General features: G+C 69.4%; 22 protein-coding genes. 12 read left to right on the forward strand and 10 right to left on the reverse strand.

All coding sequences use genetic code 11. The features are described from left to right. The first annotated feature begins 84 nt into the window (after window positions 1-84). Entirely contained in the window at window positions 85-1374 is a 1290-nt protein-coding gene (locus ACZ466_RS22495; protein ID WP_378284951.1) for a helix-turn-helix domain-containing protein, read from the forward strand. On the opposite strand, the gene ACZ466_RS22500 is transcribed toward ACZ466_RS22495, so the two are convergent. The 3 genes from ACZ466_RS22500 to ACZ466_RS22510 all read right to left on the reverse strand — a co-directional run bounded on the left by ACZ466_RS22500 (window position 1355) and on the right by ACZ466_RS22510 (window position 4710). After that, window positions 1355-2464 carry a sensor histidine kinase gene (locus ACZ466_RS22500; protein ID WP_378284952.1) on the reverse strand — a complete coding sequence of 370 codons (1110 nt, stop codon included), beginning with the start codon at window positions 2462-2464 and terminating at the stop codon, window positions 1355-1357. The two genes, ACZ466_RS22495 and ACZ466_RS22500, sit on opposite strands and share 20 nt — an antisense overlap. Continuing rightward, on the reverse strand, window positions 2461-3162 hold the full coding sequence (locus ACZ466_RS22505) for a response regulator transcription factor (RefSeq protein ID WP_378284953.1): 702 nt from the start codon (window positions 3160-3162) through the stop codon (window positions 2461-2463). The genes ACZ466_RS22500 and ACZ466_RS22505 overlap by 4 nt, the downstream gene beginning before the upstream one ends. A 66-nt stretch (window positions 3163-3228) precedes the next feature. Then, window positions 3229-4710 carry a glutamate--cysteine ligase gene (locus tag ACZ466_RS22510; protein WP_378284954.1) on the reverse strand — a complete coding sequence of 494 codons (1482 nt, stop codon included), beginning with the start codon at window positions 4708-4710 and terminating at the stop codon, window positions 3229-3231. 260 nt (window positions 4711-4970) lie between these two features. Between ACZ466_RS22510 and ACZ466_RS22515 the strand changes: the two genes are divergently transcribed. From ACZ466_RS22515 to ACZ466_RS22545, 7 genes are all read left to right on the forward strand, one after another. Next, window positions 4971-6323 carry a sensor histidine kinase gene (locus ACZ466_RS22515; protein WP_378284955.1) on the forward strand — a complete coding sequence of 451 codons (1353 nt, stop codon included), beginning with the start codon at window positions 4971-4973 and terminating at the stop codon, window positions 6321-6323. Window positions 6324-6334: 11 nt separating this feature from the next. After that, entirely contained in the window at window positions 6335-7006 is a 672-nt protein-coding gene (locus ACZ466_RS22520; protein ID WP_378284956.1) for a pentapeptide repeat-containing protein, read from the forward strand. Window positions 7007-7902: 896 nt separating this feature from the next. Continuing rightward, window positions 7903-8418 (forward strand): helix-turn-helix domain-containing protein, encoded by a 516-nt coding sequence (locus ACZ466_RS22525; protein WP_464043922.1) that lies wholly within the window; start codon window positions 7903-7905, stop codon window positions 8416-8418. Continuing rightward, on the forward strand, window positions 8318-9580 hold the full coding sequence (locus ACZ466_RS22530; protein ID WP_464043923.1) for an IS256 family transposase: 1263 nt from the start codon (window positions 8318-8320) through the stop codon (window positions 9578-9580). Before ACZ466_RS22525 ends, ACZ466_RS22530 begins: the two co-directional genes overlap by 101 nt. Continuing rightward, a complete protein-coding gene (locus ACZ466_RS22535; protein ID WP_464043924.1) occupies window positions 9514-10110 on the forward strand; it encodes a DUF5753 domain-containing protein in 597 nt (198 codons plus the stop codon). The genes ACZ466_RS22530 and ACZ466_RS22535 overlap by 67 nt, the downstream gene beginning before the upstream one ends. After that, window positions 10107-10316: a DUF397 domain-containing protein gene (locus ACZ466_RS22540; protein ID WP_378287373.1), complete on the forward strand. Its 210-nt coding sequence runs from the start codon at window positions 10107-10109 to the stop codon at window positions 10314-10316. Before ACZ466_RS22535 ends, ACZ466_RS22540 begins: the two co-directional genes overlap by 4 nt. 59 nt (window positions 10317-10375) lie before the next feature. Continuing rightward, the gene (locus ACZ466_RS22545; RefSeq protein ID WP_378287374.1) at window positions 10376-10576 is read left to right on the forward strand and encodes a DUF397 domain-containing protein; all 201 of its coding nucleotides are present in this window, start codon (window positions 10376-10378) and stop codon (window positions 10574-10576) included. A gap of 5 nt (window positions 10577-10581) precedes the next feature. Here ACZ466_RS22545 and ACZ466_RS22550 read toward each other — a convergent pair whose 3' ends face one another. Genes ACZ466_RS22550 through ACZ466_RS22570 form a run of 5 tightly spaced genes read right to left on the reverse strand, consistent with a single transcriptional unit; the run spans window position 10582 to window position 13649 of the window. Continuing rightward, the gene (locus tag ACZ466_RS22550) at window positions 10582-11415 is read right to left on the reverse strand and encodes a phosphotransferase (protein ID WP_464043925.1); all 834 of its coding nucleotides are present in this window, start codon (window positions 11413-11415) and stop codon (window positions 10582-10584) included. A 10-nt stretch (window positions 11416-11425) separates the two neighbouring features. Next, entirely contained in the window at window positions 11426-11707 is a 282-nt protein-coding gene (locus ACZ466_RS22555) for an aldo-keto reductase family protein (RefSeq protein ID WP_378287376.1), read from the reverse strand. Between the two features lie 50 nt (window positions 11708-11757). Next, window positions 11758-12330 (reverse strand): aldo/keto reductase, encoded by a 573-nt coding sequence (locus ACZ466_RS22560; protein ID WP_378287437.1) that lies wholly within the window; start codon window positions 12328-12330, stop codon window positions 11758-11760. After that, window positions 12330-13514, reverse strand: coding sequence for a cupin domain-containing protein (locus ACZ466_RS22565; RefSeq protein ID WP_378287377.1), 1185 nt, complete (start codon window positions 13512-13514; stop codon window positions 12330-12332). Before ACZ466_RS22565 ends, ACZ466_RS22560 begins: the two co-directional genes overlap by 1 nt. Before the next feature lie 9 nt (window positions 13515-13523). Further along, window positions 13524-13649, reverse strand: a complete 126-nt coding sequence (locus ACZ466_RS22570) for a hypothetical protein (RefSeq protein WP_378287378.1) — start codon at window positions 13647-13649, stop codon at window positions 13524-13526. A 653-nt stretch (window positions 13650-14302) separates the two neighbouring features. On the opposite strand from ACZ466_RS22570, the gene ACZ466_RS22575 reads away from it, so the two are divergent. Next, complete coding sequence (locus tag ACZ466_RS22575) at window positions 14303-14749, forward strand: SLOG cluster 4 domain-containing protein (RefSeq protein ID WP_378287379.1); 447 nt, start codon at window positions 14303-14305, stop codon at window positions 14747-14749. Next, on the forward strand, window positions 14742-15428 hold the full coding sequence (locus ACZ466_RS22580; RefSeq protein ID WP_378287380.1) for a RibD family protein: 687 nt from the start codon (window positions 14742-14744) through the stop codon (window positions 15426-15428). The genes ACZ466_RS22575 and ACZ466_RS22580 overlap by 8 nt, the downstream gene beginning before the upstream one ends. 293 nt (window positions 15429-15721) lie before the next feature. Here ACZ466_RS22580 and ACZ466_RS22585 read toward each other — a convergent pair whose 3' ends face one another. Together ACZ466_RS22585 and ACZ466_RS22590 are read right to left on the reverse strand one after the other, a co-directional pair. Further along, window positions 15722-16060 carry an acetyl-coenzyme A synthetase N-terminal domain-containing protein gene (locus tag ACZ466_RS22585; protein WP_378287438.1) on the reverse strand — a complete coding sequence of 113 codons (339 nt, stop codon included), beginning with the start codon at window positions 16058-16060 and terminating at the stop codon, window positions 15722-15724. A gap of 122 nt (window positions 16061-16182) precedes the next feature. After that, complete coding sequence (locus ACZ466_RS22590; RefSeq protein WP_378287381.1) at window positions 16183-16665, reverse strand: MaoC family dehydratase; 483 nt, start codon at window positions 16663-16665, stop codon at window positions 16183-16185. Window positions 16666-16843: 178 nt separating this feature from the next. Here ACZ466_RS22590 and ACZ466_RS22595 point away from each other — a divergent pair, with 178 nt between their 5' ends. Continuing rightward, window positions 16844-17053: a DUF397 domain-containing protein gene (locus ACZ466_RS22595; RefSeq protein WP_378287382.1), complete on the forward strand. Its 210-nt coding sequence runs from the start codon at window positions 16844-16846 to the stop codon at window positions 17051-17053. 80 nt (window positions 17054-17133) lie between these two features. Beyond that, window positions 17134-17724, forward strand: coding sequence for a dihydrofolate reductase family protein (locus ACZ466_RS22600; protein ID WP_378287383.1), 591 nt, complete (start codon window positions 17134-17136; stop codon window positions 17722-17724). The last annotated feature ends 9 nt before the right edge of the window (window positions 17725-17733 follow it).

Genomic DNA, 17733 nt, shown 5'->3' on the forward strand with positions numbered 1-17733 from the left:
TTTCACCACATAAAGCACATAAGTAGGCAATTACCCCGGGTGGCCGGACTGCCACGCCGGGGGATCGCGTCGGCGGGAGGCACAGTGGCCGAGGAGGGATCCGGCCTGGGGCGGGCCTGGCACGAACTGCCCCGGGAACTGGCCGATCACATGCGGCCCCATCTCGACGAGGTCGCCGATGACATGATCCAGACCATCCGGTCCCGGGTCAGCGAGTACGACCGGCCGGCCGACGGCGCCTACTCGGGCACGACCCGGCAGGCGGTCGAGCGCGTCCTGCACTACTTCGTGGACCGGGTCGCCGACCCCGACCACGACTCCGGCCCGGTCACCGACTTCTTCCGCGCGATCGGCCGCGGCGAGGCCGCCGAGGGCCGCAGCCTGGACGCGATGCAGAGCGCGATGCGGGTCGGCGGGATGGTCGCCTGGCGGCGGATCAGCGAGGGCGCCGCGGCGCTGGAGGTCGCCCCGCGCACCCTCGGCACGGTCGGCGAGGTCCTCATGCAGTTCCAGGACGAGCTGGCCGCCGCGGCCGCCGAGGGCTTCGCGCAGGCCAAGGCGGCGGTGGCCGGGGAGATGCAGCGGCGCCGCAAGCGCCTGCTCGACCTGCTGTTCGCCGACCCGCCGGTGGGCCCGGAGGCGATCGCCGACCTGGCCGCGGCGGCGCACTGGCCGGTGCCCCGCACGATCGCCGCGGTCGCGCTGGGCCGCCGCCACCACCGCGACTCCCGGCTGCCCGCCTTCCCGCCCGACGTCCTGGTCGACCTCACCCGCCGCACGCCCAGCCTGATCATCCCCGATCCGGACGGCCCCGGCCGGGCCGGCGTGGTGGACCGCTCACTGAGCGGCTGCCTGGCGGTGGTCGGCCCGAGCGTCCCGGTGGCCGAGGCGGCCCGGTCGATCCAGTGGGCCCGCAAGACGCTCGGCCTGGTCGAACGCGGTGTGATCGAGGCCGACACCGGGGTGATCCGCAGTGTCGAGCACATGTCCACGCTGATCCTGTTCCAGGACGAGGAGCTGATCACCTCGCTGGCCGAGCTGCGGCTGGCGCCGCTCGGCCATCTGCGCGCCGGGCAGCAGGACCGGCTGGCCGAGACGCTGCTGGCCTGGCTCCAGTCGGGCCGCAACGCCAACGAGGTGGCGATGCGGCTGCACGTCCACCCGCAGACCGTCCGCTACCGGCTGCGGCAGCTGGAGGACCTGTTCGGGGACCAGCTGATGGACCCTGACCTGCGCTTCGACCTGGAGATCGTGCTGCGGGCGCGGGCGCTGCTGGCCGACGACGCCGAGGGGCGCGTCCTGTCCGGGCCCGGCGCGGCCGTGGGCGATCCGGGTTCCGGTCCGTCCGGCGTCGTCACGAACCTGCGCCGCTGAGCCCCTCCGCCTCGCCCGGCTGCTCGGGGATGGTGACGCGGATGCGGCAGCCCTGGGGCGTGTCGACGACGTAGATCTCCCCGTCGTGCAGCTCCACGGCCCAGCGGGCGATGGCCAGGCCGAGGCCGGTGCCGCCGCCCGGCGTGCCGACCCGGGTGCGGTCTTCCCGGACGGGCGCGCCCCGCGAGAAGCGCTCGAAGACCCGCGCGCGCTCGCTCGGCGGGATCCCGGGCCCCCGGTCGGCGACCTCCAGCAGCAGGCCGCCGCCGACCGTGCCGAGGGGGGCGGCGGTCACGGTGACCGGGGCGTCCGGCGGGCTGTGCCGGGCCGCGTTGTCCAGCAGGTTGGCGACCACCTGGTGGAGGCGGTCGCGGTCGGCCACCGCGTGCAGGCCGGGGGTCACGTCGATGTCGAACCGGACGTCGGGACGGCCCGCGGCGGCCTCCGCCGTCACGTCCCCGAGGAACGCGGCGACATCGATCCCGGCCAGGTCGAGCCGGGCCGCGCCGGCGTCCACCCGGGACAGGTCGAGCAGCTGGGTGACCAGGCGGCCGAGGCGCTCGGTCTGGTCGAGGGCCGATTCCAGGACCTCGGGGGTGGCCGGGGTGACGCCGTCCGCGACGTTCTCCAGCACGGCCCGCAGCGCGCTGATCGGGGTGCGCAGCTCGTGCGAGACGTTGGCCACGAACTCCCGCCGCTGCCGCTCCACCTCGGCCAGGTCGGCGGCCATCCGGTTGAACGCGTGCGCCAGCTCGCCGACCTCGTCCCGCGAGGTGGCGCGCACCCGGCGGCTGTAGTCGCCGCGCGCCATCGCCCGCGCCGCCGCGGTCATCTCGCGCAGCGGCGCGGTCATCCCGTGCGCCAGCAGCTGCATGATCACCAGCGAGACCAGGACCCCGGCGGGCAGCGTCTGCCGGGCGCGAAGATCGAGCGCGTACCCCCACAGCACCATGAGAATGGCCGTGCACGCCGTCACCGACGTCACGACCCCGAACTTCACCTTGATCGAGCGCAGCGGGTCGAGCGGCCGCGGCAGGATCGTCCACAGCCTGTGGACAGTGCCCCGGGGAGGGGCCTCGGGGGTACTCATGCGGGGATCTCCAGGCAGTAGCCGACGCCGTGCACGGTACGGATCAGGTCGGCGCCCAGCTTGCGGCGCAGCGCCTTGACGTGGCTGTCCACGGCGCGCGTCCCGGAGGCGTCCGCCCAGTCCCAGACCTGTTCCAGCAGCACGGCGCGGGTCAGCACCGTGCCCTGGTTGCGGGCCAGGCAGCCCAGCAGCTCGAACTCGGTCGGGGTCAGATGCACCTCCTCCCCGTCCCGCCGCACCCTCCTGGACCGCGGATCGATCTCCAGCGGACCGGCGCGCAGCGGCCCGGCGGGCTCCGGCCCGCCGTCCGGGTCGTCGGACGAGCGCTCCACGCGGCGCAGCACGGCCCTGATGCGCGCGGCCAGCTCGCGCATGCTGAACGGCTTGGTGATGTAGTCGTCGGCGCCGACGCCCAGGCCCACCAGGAGATCGGTCTCGTCGTCGCGGGCGGTGAGCATCAGCACCGGCACGGGACGTTCCGCCTGGACGCGGCGGCAGACCTCCAGGCCGTCGAAGCCGGGCAGCATGAGGTCGAGGACGATCAGGTCCGGCCGGTACGACCGGGCCCGCTCCACGGCGGACGGCCCGTCGGCGGCGATCTCGACCGCGAAGCCCTCGGCCGCCAGCCGGTCCGCCACCGCCCCCGCGATCGTCGGCTCGTCCTCGACGACCAGGATGCGCTGCTGGTTCGCTGTCACAGCCCGAACTGTACGCAGAAAGCGTGTCCGAGTTCGTTGGGAAATGTAGGGGTTATGTGAAGGCGATCACGGTCCGATCGGCCAGGTGTGGACGGGCTCGTTGGAGTGCATCAACCGGGTGTAACTCTGCGTCATCAGCCGCAACGCCTCGTGCCGCTCCGTGCCGAACGACTCCTCGATCGCGTCCACGGTCTGGATCTGCCAGGACGCGCCGGTCTGTCCCGTCGTGCAGCGCTGGTCGATGATCCCGAGCAGCCGGTCGCGGCGGGCCGGGTCGACGTTCCAGCGGTCCAGGCCCTCGTACGCCATCGGCAGCAGGGTCCGCTGCACCAGCTCGCACGCGGGCACCTCCCCGACGCCCGGCCAGTAGAGCATGGCGTCCAGGCCGTCGCGGGCGGCGCGGCGCAGGTTCTCGGCCGCGGTCTGGAACGACATCCGCGTCCACACCGGCCGGTCCTCCTCGGCCAGCGTCCGCACCAGCCCGTAGTAGAACGCGCCGTTGGCGACGACGTCGGCGACGGTGGGCCCGGCGGGCAGCACCCGGTTCTCCACGCGCAGGTGCGGGCGGCCGTTCACGACGGCGTAGATCGGGCGGTTCCAGCGGTAGACGGTCCCGTTGTGCAGGCTCAGCTCGCCCAGTTCGGGGATGCCGCCGTTCTCCAGGACCTCCTGCGGGTCCTCGTCGTCGCACAGCGGAAGCAGCGAGGGGAAGTAGCGGGTGTTCTCCTCGAACAGGTCGAAGACCGAGGTGATCCAGCGCTCCCCGAACCAGACCCGGGGCCGCACGCCCTGCGTCTTCAGCTCGTCCGGGCGGGTGTCGGTGGCCTGCTCGAAGAGGGTGATGCGGGTCTCGTGCCAGAGTCGGTGCCCGAACAGGAAGGGGGAGTTGGCGGCCAGCGCCACCTGCGGCGCCGCCAGCGCCTGCGCGGCGTTCCAGTAGTCGCCGAAGTGGTCGGGGCTGACCTGGAGGTGGAACTGCACGCTGGTGCACGCGGCCTCGGGGATGATCGTGTCGGCGTGCATCCGCAGCGGTTCGGGGCCGTCCACCGCGATCCGCATCTCCTCGCCCCGGGCGGCGAAGATCTGGTCGTTGAGCATCTTGTAGCGGGCGTTGGACGACAGCGACTCCTCCCCGATGTCGGAGCGGCGCAGCGTGGGCAGGATCCCGATCATGATCAGATGGGCGCCGACCTCGCGGGCCCGCGCGTCGGCCCGGTTGAGATGCTCGCGGACCTCCGCCTCCAGCTCCCCGGTGCCGGACCCGCCCAGCTCCCGCGGCGGGATGTTGATCTCCAGGTTGAACTGGCCCAGCTCGGTGGCCCAGGCGGGGTCCGCGATCGCCTTGAGCACGTCGGCGTTGCGCATCAGCGGATCGCCCATGGCGTCGACCAGGTTCAGCTCGATCTCCAGGCCGATGTGCGGCCGTTCGAAGTCGAACTGCGACTCGCCGAGCATCCGCGCGAGCACGTCGAGACAGCTGCGGACCTTGTCGCGGTAGCGACGCCGGTCCTCCCCGCTGATGGTGGTGGCGCTCACATCCCTGCCCATATGTCCCGCCTTGCTGGATTTGGATTGCTATGAGACGCATGTCCAGTCGGGCCGTGACGAAACCCCAGAGCCGGTTTCGGTCAGACCGATGCCCGGGTGAATCGCCCGGACCTGCGGCCCGGTTCGCCCCCCGGCTGGTTACTTGCCGGTACGGTTGGCCGAGTCCCGGGCGGTATCGGGGGGAGCCGTGCCACCCTGGCGCGAGGCCCGACCCCGCCCCACCCGCTCCGCGCCCGCCCCCCGCCAGGACGAGGAGATCCATGCGGCTGCGACCCCGGTCGATCCGCGCGCGCGACACCCTGATCGCCGCCGTGCTGGCGGCCCTGGTCTTCGGGTCGATCGCCGCCGGCACCGACCTGGCGGTGCGGTACGCCACCGGCGCCGAGCTGCTCCAGGAGACCCAGATCGCCGCCCGCCGGGTCAGCGCCGGCGTCCGCGACGGCTCCCTCACCGGCCCCCGGATCCCCGACTACACCCGGGGCCGCATCCTCATCCAGGTCGTCGCCCCCGGCGGCGAGGTCATCGGCGCCACCCCGGCCGCCGCCGGACGCCCGCCGCTCAGCGACGTGTGGCCGTCCCGCGACGAGCGCATCATCGACAGGACCCAGTGCCGCGCCGTCGGCCCCGGCGGCCACTGCGAGGTCCTGGAGGTCATCCGCACCACCACCGCGCCCGACTCCGTCGTCGTGTACGCGGTGAAGCCGATGCCGCGGATCCTGGTCACCGGCCTCCTGGAGGCCCTCCTGACCCTCGCGGTGCTGGCCCTGTCCGCCCTGGTCGCGAAGATCACCTGGCGGTTCGTCGGCCGCACCCTGCGCCCGGTCGAGGAGATCCGCACCCAGCTCGCCGAGATCAGCGCCAGCGACCTCAGCCGCCGGGTCCCCGAGCCGCCGGGCGAGGACGAGATCGCCCAGCTGGCCCGTACCGCCAACGAGACCCTCGACCGGCTGGAACGCGCCGTCGCCCGGCAGCGCCAGTTCGCCTCGGACGCCTCCCACGAGCTGCGCACCCCCATCGCGGGCCTGCGCGCCAACCTGGAGGACGCCTCGATGCACCCCGACGACACCGACCTGGAACGCACGATCGCCTCGGCGCTCCGCGACACCGACCGCCTGGAGTCGATCGTCACCGACCTGCTCCTGCTGGCCCGGATCGGCACCGGCGGCACCGCCGCCCAGGAGACCATCGACCTGTCCGAACTGGCCGCCGCCGAACTGCGCCGCCGCACGTCGTCCGGCCTGGCCGTGCACACCAGCCTGGACCCCGGCGTGGCCGTCCGCGGGGTGCGGATGCAGCTCGTCCGCCTCCTGGGCAACCTGCTCGACAACGCCGAACGCTACGCGGGCGGCAAGGTCGAGATCGAGGTCGACTCCCAGAACGGGCACGCCCGCCTGACCGTCACCGACGACGGCGCCGGGGTTCCCCCCGAAGACCGCGAACGCGTCTTCGAACGCTTCACCCGCCTGGACTCCGCCCGCAGCCGCGGCTCCGGAGGCACCGGCCTGGGCCTGGCCATAGCCCGCGAGATCGCCCAGGCCCACGGCGGCTCCCTCCGCATCGAGGACCACCCCCAAGGCGCCCGCTTCGCCCTTTCACTCCCCCTCGCCCCGTAGAGTGCAGGGCCATGCGGACGCACGAGGCGGCACGCCTGAAAGAACCGGTGGCACCGAAACTCCCGCCCAAGCTGGCCCGGGCCGCCTATCCGGAGGACGAACCCGCCGACGACTCCGTCCACCTCTCGCTGCACTACGGCGCCTTCGACCTCGTCGGCCTGGACGTCGAAGCCGTCGAATTCGAACGCTGCCGGTTCGACGAGACCCGCCTGGCCGGCACGACCTTCCGCCGCACCGGCCTGGCCGACGTCGCCTTCAAGGGCTGCGACCTGGCCAATCTCCGGATGTTCGACTCCCGCATGTTCGGTGTCGCGATCGAGGACTGCCGCCTGACCGGCCTTTCCCTGACCGACTGCGGCTTCCGCGACGTCCTTTTCCGCGACTGCCGGGCCGATCTCACCTCGTTCCGTTTCTCGCGCTTCAAGAACGTCGTCTTCCGCGGCTGCAACCTGGCCGAGGCCAATTTCCAGGGCGCCGACCTCCGGGGCGCCAGATTCGAGGACTGCAGGCTCACCGGAGCCCAGTTCAGCGCCGCCCACATGCACGGCACCCGCATCGCCAACTGCGACCTGTACGGGGTCAACGGCATCCAGAGCTTCGAGGGCGCCATCGTCAACACCACCGACGCCCAGGGCCTCCTCCACGCCCTCACCGCCGCCATGGGCATCACCATCGAAGACTGACGTTCAGGCGAGCCCCGGCACCATCCCGCCCTGACTCATGCCCGCGCCCCGCCCAACTCCTGGACGATCACCCGCACGGCACCGTACAGAGCCGCGACGGGCACGATCGCCCGACCGTCGCCGGGCCAGGTGAACCACCAGCGCCCGTCCCTAAAGTCGCACCCCACCTCCAGCGAGGTTCCGCCCTTCTCCACGTGCAGGGCGTGAACCCCGCCCTCCTCTCCGACCCGGCACTTGAACCCGGGCCTGGCCCCGACGGCCCGCCCGAGCCTCTCCAGATGCTCGCGCCGCTGGTTGCCCGTCCTGCGCCGCTGCCCATCGGTCGCCGCATGGCGGCCCCTACCGAACCACATCCGCTTCACCTCGCTCGCTTGTGGACGACCGTTGACCACGGCGCGGCCAGGTGCACACGGGGGAACGCACACCGGGCCGCGCCGTCTCCACTACAACTGAGGGTGCTCCTATAGAGGCGCCCTCTTTTCCAGTGGCGGCCACGGGAAAACCGCCACTGGGCCTATAGGTCCTTTGCCCGCGCCTGCACGCGCTCCCGTATGAGCGCCGTTCGCAATGCCTCGGGCGTTGGATGCATCAACGTGGGCGTTACCCCGGCCGTGGGATCGTGCAAGCTGGCGATCCATTCGCCGAGCCGGCCGTCCGCACGGACCGACCGCCAGATCCGATGCCCCTCGAACTCTTGACGTAGCTGTTCGAGAACTTTCTCTTCAGTGTTCGAGTCCCTGTCCATCGAGAAACCTTCGTGTCACTTCCATCGGAATTGCTGCCACCACACTCGCACACGTGATTACCCTGAGGAAGCGACCAGGCACTACCAGCGACAAACCCCAGCCGAGATCGTCCGAACCCGGCCGATCAGGTTCGACATACGGGAGGCCCCCATGCCCGCACGTCCCGAGCCCTACGACGCCCCCGCCATCACCACGTTCGCCACCGAACTGGAGGCATGGCGGACGGCCGCCGGGCTGACGAAGACGGCCCTCGCCCAGGCCCTCGGCTGCACCGACGCCTACGTGGGCCAGGTCGAACTGTGCAAGAACCTTCCCTCACAGGAGTTCGCCCAGGACCTCGACACCTACTTCAAGACCAACGGCCTCTTCCACCGCCTCTGGAAGCGCATCGAGGAGACTCGCCACCTCTCCACCCTCCCGCCCGGCTTCCCCCAGTACCTCGCCTACGAGGCCAACGCCGAGACCATCCGCAACGTCAGCCCGACGCTCGGGGACTGTACGGTTTTCGGTGTAACTCCTGATCATGGAGTGACACATGACAACCGGAACGAGCACGGAGGCTGTGGTGGCCGAGTCCGACAAGCCGACCACGGCCGCGGTCGAGCAGGAGCTGGTCGGCCGACTGGTGGCCCAGGCCCGCGAGCAGGGCCTGGAGCTGACCGGTGAGGGGGGCTTGCTGGCCGAGTTGACCAAGCGGGTGCTGGAGTCGGCGCTCGAGGGCGAGATCACCGATCACCTGGGCCGGGACCGCCACGAACGGACGGGCGAGGGTGGCGGGAACGTCCGGAACGGTCACCGTTCCAAGATGGTCACCACCGAGGTCGGCCGGGTCGAGATCGAGGTGCCGCGGGACCGGGACGCCACGTTCGAGCCGAAGATCGTCCGCAAGCGGCAGCGGCGGCTGACCGGGGTGGACGAGATGGTGCTGTCGCTGAGCGCGAAGGGCCTCACCCATGGCGAGATCTCGGCGCACCTGGCCGAGGTCTACGGCGCCTCGGTGTCCAAGCAGACGATCTCCACCATCACCGACAAGGTCATCGACGGCATGATCGAGTGGCAGAACCGGCCGCTCGACCCCGTGTATCCGGTGATCTTCCTGGACGCGATCCAGGTCAAGATCCGCGACGGGCAGGTCGCCAACCGCCCGATCTATGTGGCGCTGGCGGTCACCGCCGAGGGCACCCGCGACATCCTGGGGCTGTGGGCCGGGGACGGCGGCGGTGAGGGCGCCAAGTACTGGCTGCAGGTCCTCACCGAGCTGCGCAACCGGGGCGTGGACGACGCCTGCATGGTGGTGTGCGACGGGCTGACCGGGCTGCCCGACGCCGTCGCCCACGTCTGGCCGCAGGCCCTGGTCCAGACGTGCATCGTGCATCTGCTGCGCGGTTCCTTCCGCTATGCCGCCCGGCAGGACTGGGACAAGATCGCCAAGGCGCTCAAGCCGGTCTACACGGCACCGACCGAGTCGGCGGCGATGGAGCGGTGGCTGGAGTTCGCCGAGACCTGGGGCGCCAAGTACCCGGCGATCGTGCGGTTGTGGGAGAACGCCTGGGCCGAGTTCGTGCCGTTTCTGCAGTTCGACCCCGAGATCCGCAAGGTGGTGTGCTCCACCAACGCCATCGAGTCGGTGAACGCCCGGATCCGCCGCGCGGTCAAGGCCCGCGGGCACTTCCCCAACGAGCAGGCCGCCCTCAAGTGCGTCTACCTCGCGGTGATGAGCCTGGACCCCACCGGCACCGGCCGCAAACGCTGGATCGCCCGGTGGAAGGCCGCCCTCAACGCCTTCGACATCGCTTTCGAAGGCCGCCTCACCACCGCCGGCAGCTGACCTCAGCAATATCGAGTCACACCGTTAACTGGACAGACCCGACGCTCGTGAATGGTCTTCTCCAGACCGAGGGCTACGCCCGCACAGTCCTCGGAAGCAACCAGGTCCCCGAGAAGGCCGAACGTCTCTTGCAGGAGCGCATGGAACGTCAGCGGATCCTCACTCGCCAGCATCCGCCGCACGCGTGGTTCGTCATGGATGAGATGGTGCTACGACGGATCGTCGGCAGCCGGGAGATCATGCGCGAGCAACTCGCCCACCTTCTGGAATTTAGCGAGCGCCCAACCAGCATGGTGCACATCGTGCCGCTCGACACGGGCTACCACGAAGGACTCGGAGGAACGTTCACCATCCTTGACCTGAGGGACGGCAAGAACGTCGCCTACACCGAATCTACGGGCGAAGGCGTCCTCATCAATGACCGCGCCTCAGTCGCAAGGCGCCTCGTACGCTATGACATGGTGCGCGGTCACGCACTCCCCGTCGACAAGTCGCAGGACTTGATCAAGAGTGTGATGGAGGAGCTATGAGCATGGACGATCCGGCGATCATCCACTGGCGCAAGAGCAGCCACAGCGACGATCACGGCGGTGACTGCGTCGAGGTGGCAGACCTGGCTTCCGTGATCGGTGTGCGTGATTCCAAGGACCCCGATGGTCCGAAGCTGGCCTTTGACGCCGCCGCGTGGGGTGCGTTCACGCGCCGTGTCAAGGCTGGTGTGCTCGACCTGGGCTGAGGCGGATGCGTTGTGCCCACGGTCTGGACCGGGGCCGTGGGCCAGCGGATGATGCGCGCATGGATTCTCAAGCTCTCCAGTGGCGCAAGAGCAGCCACAGCGACCAGCACGGCGGTGAGTGTGTCGAGGTCGCGGACCTGGCTCCTGTGATCGGTGTCCGTGATTCCAAGGATCCGGATGGTCCCAGGCTGGCCTTCGATGCCGCTGCGTGGGGTGCGTTCACGCGCCGTGTCAAGGCTGGTGTGCACGACCTGGGCTGATCCGCTCAGATCGCTGATGCCAGCAACTGATGGACGTGCTTTCGTATGTGGGGCGCGAGGCGGGCGTGGGTGGGGTCGCGGTCGGCGGCTTGGAGGAGGATCGCGGCGACGGTGAGCCTGGCGAGTCGGCCCTGTGGTGTGGTCAGGATGTCGGCGAAGTTGTGATGGACGCGGGCGGCAAGTTCGGGGTTGGGGAGTGTGTAGGCGTGGAGGTGGGCGGCGTCGAAGCCGTGGGGGGCGGGGCCGAAGCCTTCCCAGTCGAGGATGGTGAGTTTCGGGCTGGTGAGGTTGGCCCAGTGGAGGTCGCCGTGGGCCAGGCTCCATCGTTGGACGGCGGTGTCGATGCCGATGTCGCCGAGGTATCGGGGGATGGTGCGGTGGATGTACTCCTGGCTGATGACGGGCTGGCGGTCGTGCGGGGCTGGAGTTGTGCTGAGGGCGTCGGTGGCCTGGCGCAGTTGGGTCCACCACGCGTCGGGGAGGGTGATCGGTTCGGTGAGGTCGGGTGTGGGTGAGCAGACGGGGGTCGGCTCGTAGGTGGTGAGTTCGGCGCGGTAGACGTGCGCGTCATGCGTCCAGTGGGTGGTGCGGAGCAGGCGGGGACGCGGGATTTGGGTGGGGAGCAGTGTGGTGGCTTGCTGGGTTCCGGTCCATAGCTTGCCGCCCTCCTTGCCTGCTGGGGCTTCGAGCAGGCGGAGCCATGCGCGTCCGGAGTGCGTGGTGACGGGGCCGCTGAGGGTGCGGCCACTGTGGCCCCATACCTTGGGCGTCTGGTCGAGCGGTGTGAGCTCGAGTCGCGTCGTTGCGGCGGTGAAGGCTGAGCGCATCCTTTCGGCCAAGGCGGGGTCGTCAGGCTCGGAGAAGATGGCAGATCTCCTTGAGGTGCGAGGGCGGGACGGCCGGAGTCCGGAACGCGGTCAGGGCCTCGTGCCAGTGTGCCGCAGTGGATGCTGACAGCAGGGCACCGGTTAATCCTGGTGTGGACGCCACGATGGCAAGGGTCGCCGCGACGGGTGACAGGCATGGGTTGATGAGGGCGGCGAGTTCGTTGGTGACCATGTCGACGAGTTCGCCGCCGTTCAGCGGGGCCGAAGCCCAAACCTGCAAGCCCGCTTCCGCGGCCTCGGCCACTGGGCCGACCCCGTTCAATGCTCCGGCGAGGGGCGTTATGTGTACGAGGTTCACGGGCAACTGGATCGCGCGTAGGTGGTGGTTGGTGCCGCCTGCGGCGTCTCGCGCGGCGTTGAGGAGGTGGTGCACGCTGAAGGCGCCGTGGGTGAAACCGCTCCAGGTGGCGACGCCGTAGCCGGCGATTTTGCCGTCATGAACCGCCTTTCACAGGTCGCGAAGGCTCGTGTGATCTGGTGAAGTAGGCGCCGGGGATCGGTGTGGGCGTCATGCTCGGGGTTGTGCAGGTAAAGCAGGTCGAGGCGTTGGCGGTCCAGTTCGGCGCCGGTGGTGGCGATCTGGTAGTCGAGATAGGCCGGACTGATGGAGTGGCATCGGGTGGCATCCCGCGCCGCGATGACTCCAGCGCGTAGGGCCGCTTGGGCCTGCGTGCGGGTCATGTGCCCGACCTTGGAGAAGAGGCGCACCTCGGGATGGGCGGCCACGATGTGGGCCAGCTGGGCTTGCGCGGTTCCTTGGGCGTAGACGGGGGCGGTGTCGATGGTAGTGACCCCTGCTGAGACGGCCACGCGTGCGGCGGCGGAGACGTCACGGCAGCGGTACGTCCCCAAACCCAGAAGTGCCATCACGCGTCGCTCACGGCCACGACGCCGGCCTGGAGGAACTGGTGCAGCAATTCGGCGACCTGTTCCGGAGCGATTCCCGCAGCCGCGGAGAGGCGGCCGACGCCCGTCTCCCGGCCGGAGGCGAGCATGTCCAGCAGGGGTGCCGCCTCGGCTGCAAGTATCCAGCGTTGCCCGGCGGCCTCCAACGCCACGGTTTGACCAGCATCGCGGATCAGGGCACGTGGCGCTGTCAGCCGGACCCTGAGGTCGGCGTCTGAGGGCTGCGCACTGACGGCGTGTGGAAGGGAGAAGCCGCCGTGGGACCCGTAGGCGGCGTCTCGCGCGGCCAGGTAGTTCTCGATGATCGATGGGTCGTCGAGTCGTTCGGATAGCAGCTCGGCGGCATGTCGGCGCCAGGCTGATCGGGTAGCTTCGTCAGCCCAACGCGGAAGGTCGGCGCGCATGGACTGGTGGGCTCGTAGCTCATCCACCAGCCAGGAGAGCAGATCGATGCCCGTGTGCGTGGCCAGGCCACAGGTCAGGTGAAGCGAAGGCCGTCCGGTGGACGCGGCCGCTGCGTGCCACCATCCGCGGGGGACGTGCAGAACGTCTCCTGCCTCGAGGGTGAAGGCGTCGGTGGGGTGCTCGGGTGGTGTGTCGTCGAAGTCGATGTCTCGGTAGAGCGGCGTGAGTCGTGTCGGGCCATAGACACGCCATCGTTTCGCTCCGGCCACCTGGATGACGATGACGTCGTGATCGTCCCAGTGAACGCCGAAGCCTTCTTTAGAGGTCCAAGAGGCGTATGCGTTGACCTGCACACCGGTGCGCAGGTGCCGCTCCAGCCTGCTTGCCATGTCGCGGATCGGCGGGTGCATCTCCTCGATCGCGTCCAGGACCAGGGTTGCACCGTCACGCAGCTGTGCTGCGAGGAGGTGCGGCTGCGGGGCGTTCCAGGGTTGCATCCGCCGGTATGTGCGCTGCTCGCAGTAATCGGAGGTCGGCACGGTCGTCCCGTTGATGGCCAGCCGCAGCCGGGGCGGCTCCAGACGATGAGTGTTCAGGATCTCGTTCAACGCAGGCCAGCTCAGCAGCCCGGCGAACCGGTCCCGCTCCGCAGCGGGGGCGGGGAAGACGCGGTGGGTGCGGCCCAGGTCCTGGGCGAGGAATCTCTCCCCGCCCAGGACCTCGACGATCAGGTCGATCATGATCGTGGTTCAGCCGTCGTTCAGGTCGGACTTGCCGGTGGATCCGCCGTCGGAGGGCTGAGTGGCACGCCCGCGGGCCGCCACGATCTTCTCCACGGCCACCACCAGGCCGCTGCTGCCGTTCTCGTCCTTCACTGGGACTCCTTCCTGGCCGACCGCCCCCTGCGGCCGGACTTGCCGAGCCCTACTCTGTGGTCCGTCCCGCGTTTTGCGGCAGGGAATGAGCACGTCGTCTGTGACCGTGGAACCGCCCCACGGGTCACTCCCAACGAATGCGCTTGCCCGCCGCCTGCGGGTCGCTAGGCTTGGGGCCGGGGTGACAAACCAATCAAGGACGAATGGCGACGTGGCCAGGCGCAGGGTCTTCGATCCCGGAGCCGTTCCCATGGGGTTCTGGTGCGGCGACGATGTTCAGCGATGCCTTACCGAAAGGGACGTGGCGAGCCTGTTCCGCCTGTTCCTCAACGAGTTCCCCGACTGCACACAGACCCAGCTCGCCTTTCTCACCCAACACGACCGCTCCGACATCTCCAACTGGGTCAGAGGCACCCGCCAAGGCCGAGTCTCCGACATCGAAGTCCTCCCGCATCGCCGACGGCCTGCACATACCCGACCAGAGCCGCCTCCTGCTCGGGCTCGCCCCAGCAGCCCACAACCCCGATCCCAGAGCCGACCGGCCGCCCATGCCACCGCGCGTCACCACGCACAGTGGCACTGAAGTGCGAACCAGGTCTGGTCCCGTACACATCGCCATCTGTGGCAGCCGGGCACCCGATACCGACGCCGTTGTGATCGACGCGGTCGTCCGGTGCCTGGCACGACTGGTCATGAGCCGCGGTTACAAGGTCAGCCACGGCCCGGTCGGCGTGGGCATCGAGGTCATGACCTACATCGCTGACCAGTACCGCCCACCCGACATCACCTTGGCCATAGGACTCTTCGGCCATCGCCACGTCGTCCAGGGCGCCGAGTTCGTCATCGTGCTCGGTGGCGCGGCCGGCACCCAAACCGAGATCGACCTCGCCCACTCGCTGGGCAAGAAGATCATCGTGTTGCCCGCGAGCGGAGGTAGGGCGCGGCGCTTCTACCAGCAGGCGATTCGAGACCAACGCCTGTGCTCATGGATGACCCACGAGCACTTTGCCTCTCTGAACGCCTGCGAGGACTCCGCCGAGGATTTCGTTCGGATCGTCGAGCAGTTGATCCACGACCACCATGGAGCCCCATGTGACTGAACGTCCCTACGTACTGCTGTCCTGCGCGGCCTCGATCGATGGCTACATCGACGACTCGACCGACAAGCGGCTGCTGCTGTCCAACGATGAAGACTTCGACCGTGTAGACGAAGTCCGGGCTGGCAGCGACGCGATCCTTGTCGGCGCCAACACCATTCGGCGTGACAACCCCCGGCTGCTCGTCCGGGCCCGGGAACGCCGTGAAGACCGTCTCGCCCGTGGCCTCCCCGAAAGCCCGATCAAGGTCACCTTCACCAACCATGGCGATCTCGACCCGGAGGCCAAGTTCTTCGCCGCGGGCGAGGTGGAAAAGATCGTGTACTGCGCCGGTGCCGCGGTGGACAAATGCCGTGGCCGCCTCGGCGACGCCGCAACTGTGGTGAACGCCGGCGACACAGTTCAGTTGGAGAAGGTCCTGGACGATCTCGCCATGCGAGGCGTCCAGCGGTTGATGGTGGAAGGCGGCGGCACCGTCCACACCCAGTTCCTCACCCAAGGGCTCGCCAACGAGCTCCAGCTCGTCATCGCCCCCTTCTTCGTCGGTGAGACCGACGCCCCCCGCTTCGTAGGTGGCGGAGCTTTCCCTCACCACCCCGGCAACCGGATGAAAGTCGCCGAAGTATGCTTGATCGGCGACGTCATCCTCGCGCGATACATCCTGGACGAAACCAACAAGTGAGCACCCCCACACCTCGCAGAGGTGCCCGAACCCGTGGTGTGGGCACGTCTCCCGAATGAACCGCCCCACCAGGGGCGGGTTGCGTTGCGTCGTGTGCGGGCTCGCTGGCCTGGCCGACGACATCGCCGCCGTGAAGGTCCACCGAAGGGCGCGCACGGCGTCGGTATTTGTCAGCATGCCCGCCCCTCCCCCCACCCCGTGGCGGGAGAAGGGTGATGCGACCCGCGCACCACGGCCAGTGGCGGCCGGGAGCGCAACAAGGTGTGAACGGCCGAGCCGCAAGCTCGGCCCGTTCACGGCCGAGAAGCTGACCTTGAGGAAGCCCAAGCGAAGATCAGGCGGCGCAGCCCGGCCGCCACCCGTGTCACCGTGTCGCGCAACTGGGTCGCGGTGAGGCTCTGTGGTGGCCGGGTCTCGCTGTAGGCGCGCACCACGATGTCGTCGGGGGCCACACCGGGAAGGCGGAGAACGTTGGCCGCGTAGTTGAGCCGCGACCCGGGGAACCAGACGGCGCCGGCCACATCGTCGAGTCGCGACCGGCCCGTTTCCGGCGGCACCTGCCATTTCACGTCGAAGTGCTCGGCGATCGACGTCCAGAAGTTTTCGAGATCGCGCACCGACCATTCCCACAGCGAGAGGTAATCGTCGAGGCGGAGCCCGCGGTCATGGCGGAGCCATGCTCAGGTGGGCGCCGATCCGGGAGGCGTCCAGCACACCGGGCGGGGGCCGCCAGAGGACTTCGGGCTCGTTCATCTCATCCCTCCGCGGTCCGCAGGAATATGAGGGCCTTCATGTCCAGGACGACCTTGCCGTCCTGGTTGATCAGTTGCGGCCGGAAGTGCACGAGGCCGCGGTCGGGCCTGCTGGTGGATCGGACCGCGTCAGTGACCGTGAGCCGGAGCCGCAGCGTGTCGGCCGGCCGTACGGGGACGAGCCACCGCAGGTCGTCGACGCCCGGACTGCCGAAACCGGCGGTCCTCGGCAGATAGTGCTCGGTCAGCAACCGCATCATCAGCGCGGTGGTGTGCCAGCCGCTCGCGATCAGGCCGCCGAAGGGGCCGTCCGAGGCGGCGGCCGGGTCGGTATGGAACGACTGCAGGTCGAAGGCCCCCGCGAAGTCGAGTATTTCTTTTTCGGTGACCTCGATCTGCCCATTGTGCTCATAGGTCATGCCGGGTACGAAGTCCTCGAACCGCCGGTCTTCCTGGGGAATTGCGAACAGGTCGTTCTGGGTCATGGCGATCGCCCCTCGAGGTCTGCCGGAAGACTTACCGTCCGGCACATCCTACGATCGTGGTGCCGAACTGCGAGTCGCCTGATCATCGCGGCACCCTTGGGGATAGAATCGCCATTCTCCCTGCTTTTCGGTCCCGCCGTGGCGATCACCACATTGACTCGGCGGGGTGCCTGCACGCATGGACTCTCAAGCTCTCCGGTGGCGCAAGAGCAGCCGCAGCGACGATCACGGTGGTGAGTGCGTCGAGGTGGCGGACCTGGCTCCTGTGATCGGTTTGCGTGATTCCAAGGACCCGGATGGTCCCCGGCCGGCCTTCGATGCGGCCGCGCGGGGTGCGTTCGTGTGTCGTGTCAAGGGTGGTGCGCACGACGGAAGGTGCGGGCGATGAGTTCTCCGGGCCGGGGAGGTCTACAGGGGAGAAGTCGGGGCAACGGGTGCTCCGGCTCCAGCCGATGGCCGGGAGAGCGCATGCGTGAGCTGATGGTCGACATGTTCAGCACCGTCGACGGGTACGGCGGTGGCGGGCCGCGGTCGGCCCCGTACTGGGGGTACATCGGGCCGGGGCTGTCCGAATGGATGGACGCCCAGCTCGCCGAGGAGCACGTCATGCTCATGGGCGCGACGTCGTACCGGCAGATGGCCGAGATCGTCGCGAGCGTCGACGACCCGACCTTCCCCCGGATGGCGGAACTCCCCAAGATCGTGTTCTCCAAGACGCTGCGGCCGCCGCTGACGTGGGCGAACACCACGCTCGTCGACGAGCCGGTCGAGACGGCCGTGCCCGCGCTGAAGGCCCTGGACGACGGGCTGCCGATGCGCACCATCGGCAGCGCGTCCCTGGTCCGCAGCCTCTTCCGGCTCGGGCTGGTCGACCGTGTCCGGGTGATGTTCTTCCCCATGATCCACGGTGTGGAGGGGGAAGCGCCGGTCTTCGACGAACTGCCCGTGGCCGATCTGGACCTCGTCGGCACCACCGTGATCGACGACCGCCTCGTCCTGCTCGACTACCGCACCGGCGGCGAGCGGCTCGCGACGTCCCCCCGGAGTGCCGGCGCGTGAACCGCCGCC

It is taken from the genome of Actinomadura rugatobispora (assembly GCF_055379765.1).

Coding starts and splice junctions, on each gene's coding strand:
- ACZ466_RS22500 (WP_378284952.1), bottom strand. CDS start 2,464: ATGAGTACCCCCGAGGCCCCTCCCCGGGGCACTGTCCACAGGCTGTGG.
- ACZ466_RS22510 (WP_378284954.1), bottom strand. CDS start 4,710: ATGGGCAGGGATGTGAGCGCCACCACCATCAGCGGGGAGGACCGGCGT.
- ACZ466_RS22515 (WP_378284955.1), top strand. CDS start 4,971: ATGCGGCTGCGACCCCGGTCGATCCGCGCGCGCGACACCCTGATCGCC.
- ACZ466_RS22520 (WP_378284956.1), top strand. CDS start 6,335: ATGCGGACGCACGAGGCGGCACGCCTGAAAGAACCGGTGGCACCGAAA.
- ACZ466_RS22525 (WP_464043922.1), top strand. CDS start 7,903: ATGCCCGCACGTCCCGAGCCCTACGACGCCCCCGCCATCACCACGTTC.
- ACZ466_RS22540 (WP_378287373.1), top strand. CDS start 10,107: ATGAGCATGGACGATCCGGCGATCATCCACTGGCGCAAGAGCAGCCAC.
- ACZ466_RS22545 (WP_378287374.1), top strand. CDS start 10,376: ATGGATTCTCAAGCTCTCCAGTGGCGCAAGAGCAGCCACAGCGACCAG.
- ACZ466_RS22560 (WP_378287437.1), bottom strand. CDS start 12,330: ATGGCACTTCTGGGTTTGGGGACGTACCGCTGCCGTGACGTCTCCGCC.
- ACZ466_RS22565 (WP_378287377.1), bottom strand. CDS start 13,514: ATGATCGACCTGATCGTCGAGGTCCTGGGCGGGGAGAGATTCCTCGCC.
- ACZ466_RS22590 (WP_378287381.1), bottom strand. CDS start 16,665: ATGACCCAGAACGACCTGTTCGCAATTCCCCAGGAAGACCGGCGGTTC.
- ACZ466_RS22595 (WP_378287382.1), top strand. CDS start 16,844: ATGGACTCTCAAGCTCTCCGGTGGCGCAAGAGCAGCCGCAGCGACGAT.
- ACZ466_RS22600 (WP_378287383.1), top strand. CDS start 17,134: ATGCGTGAGCTGATGGTCGACATGTTCAGCACCGTCGACGGGTACGGC.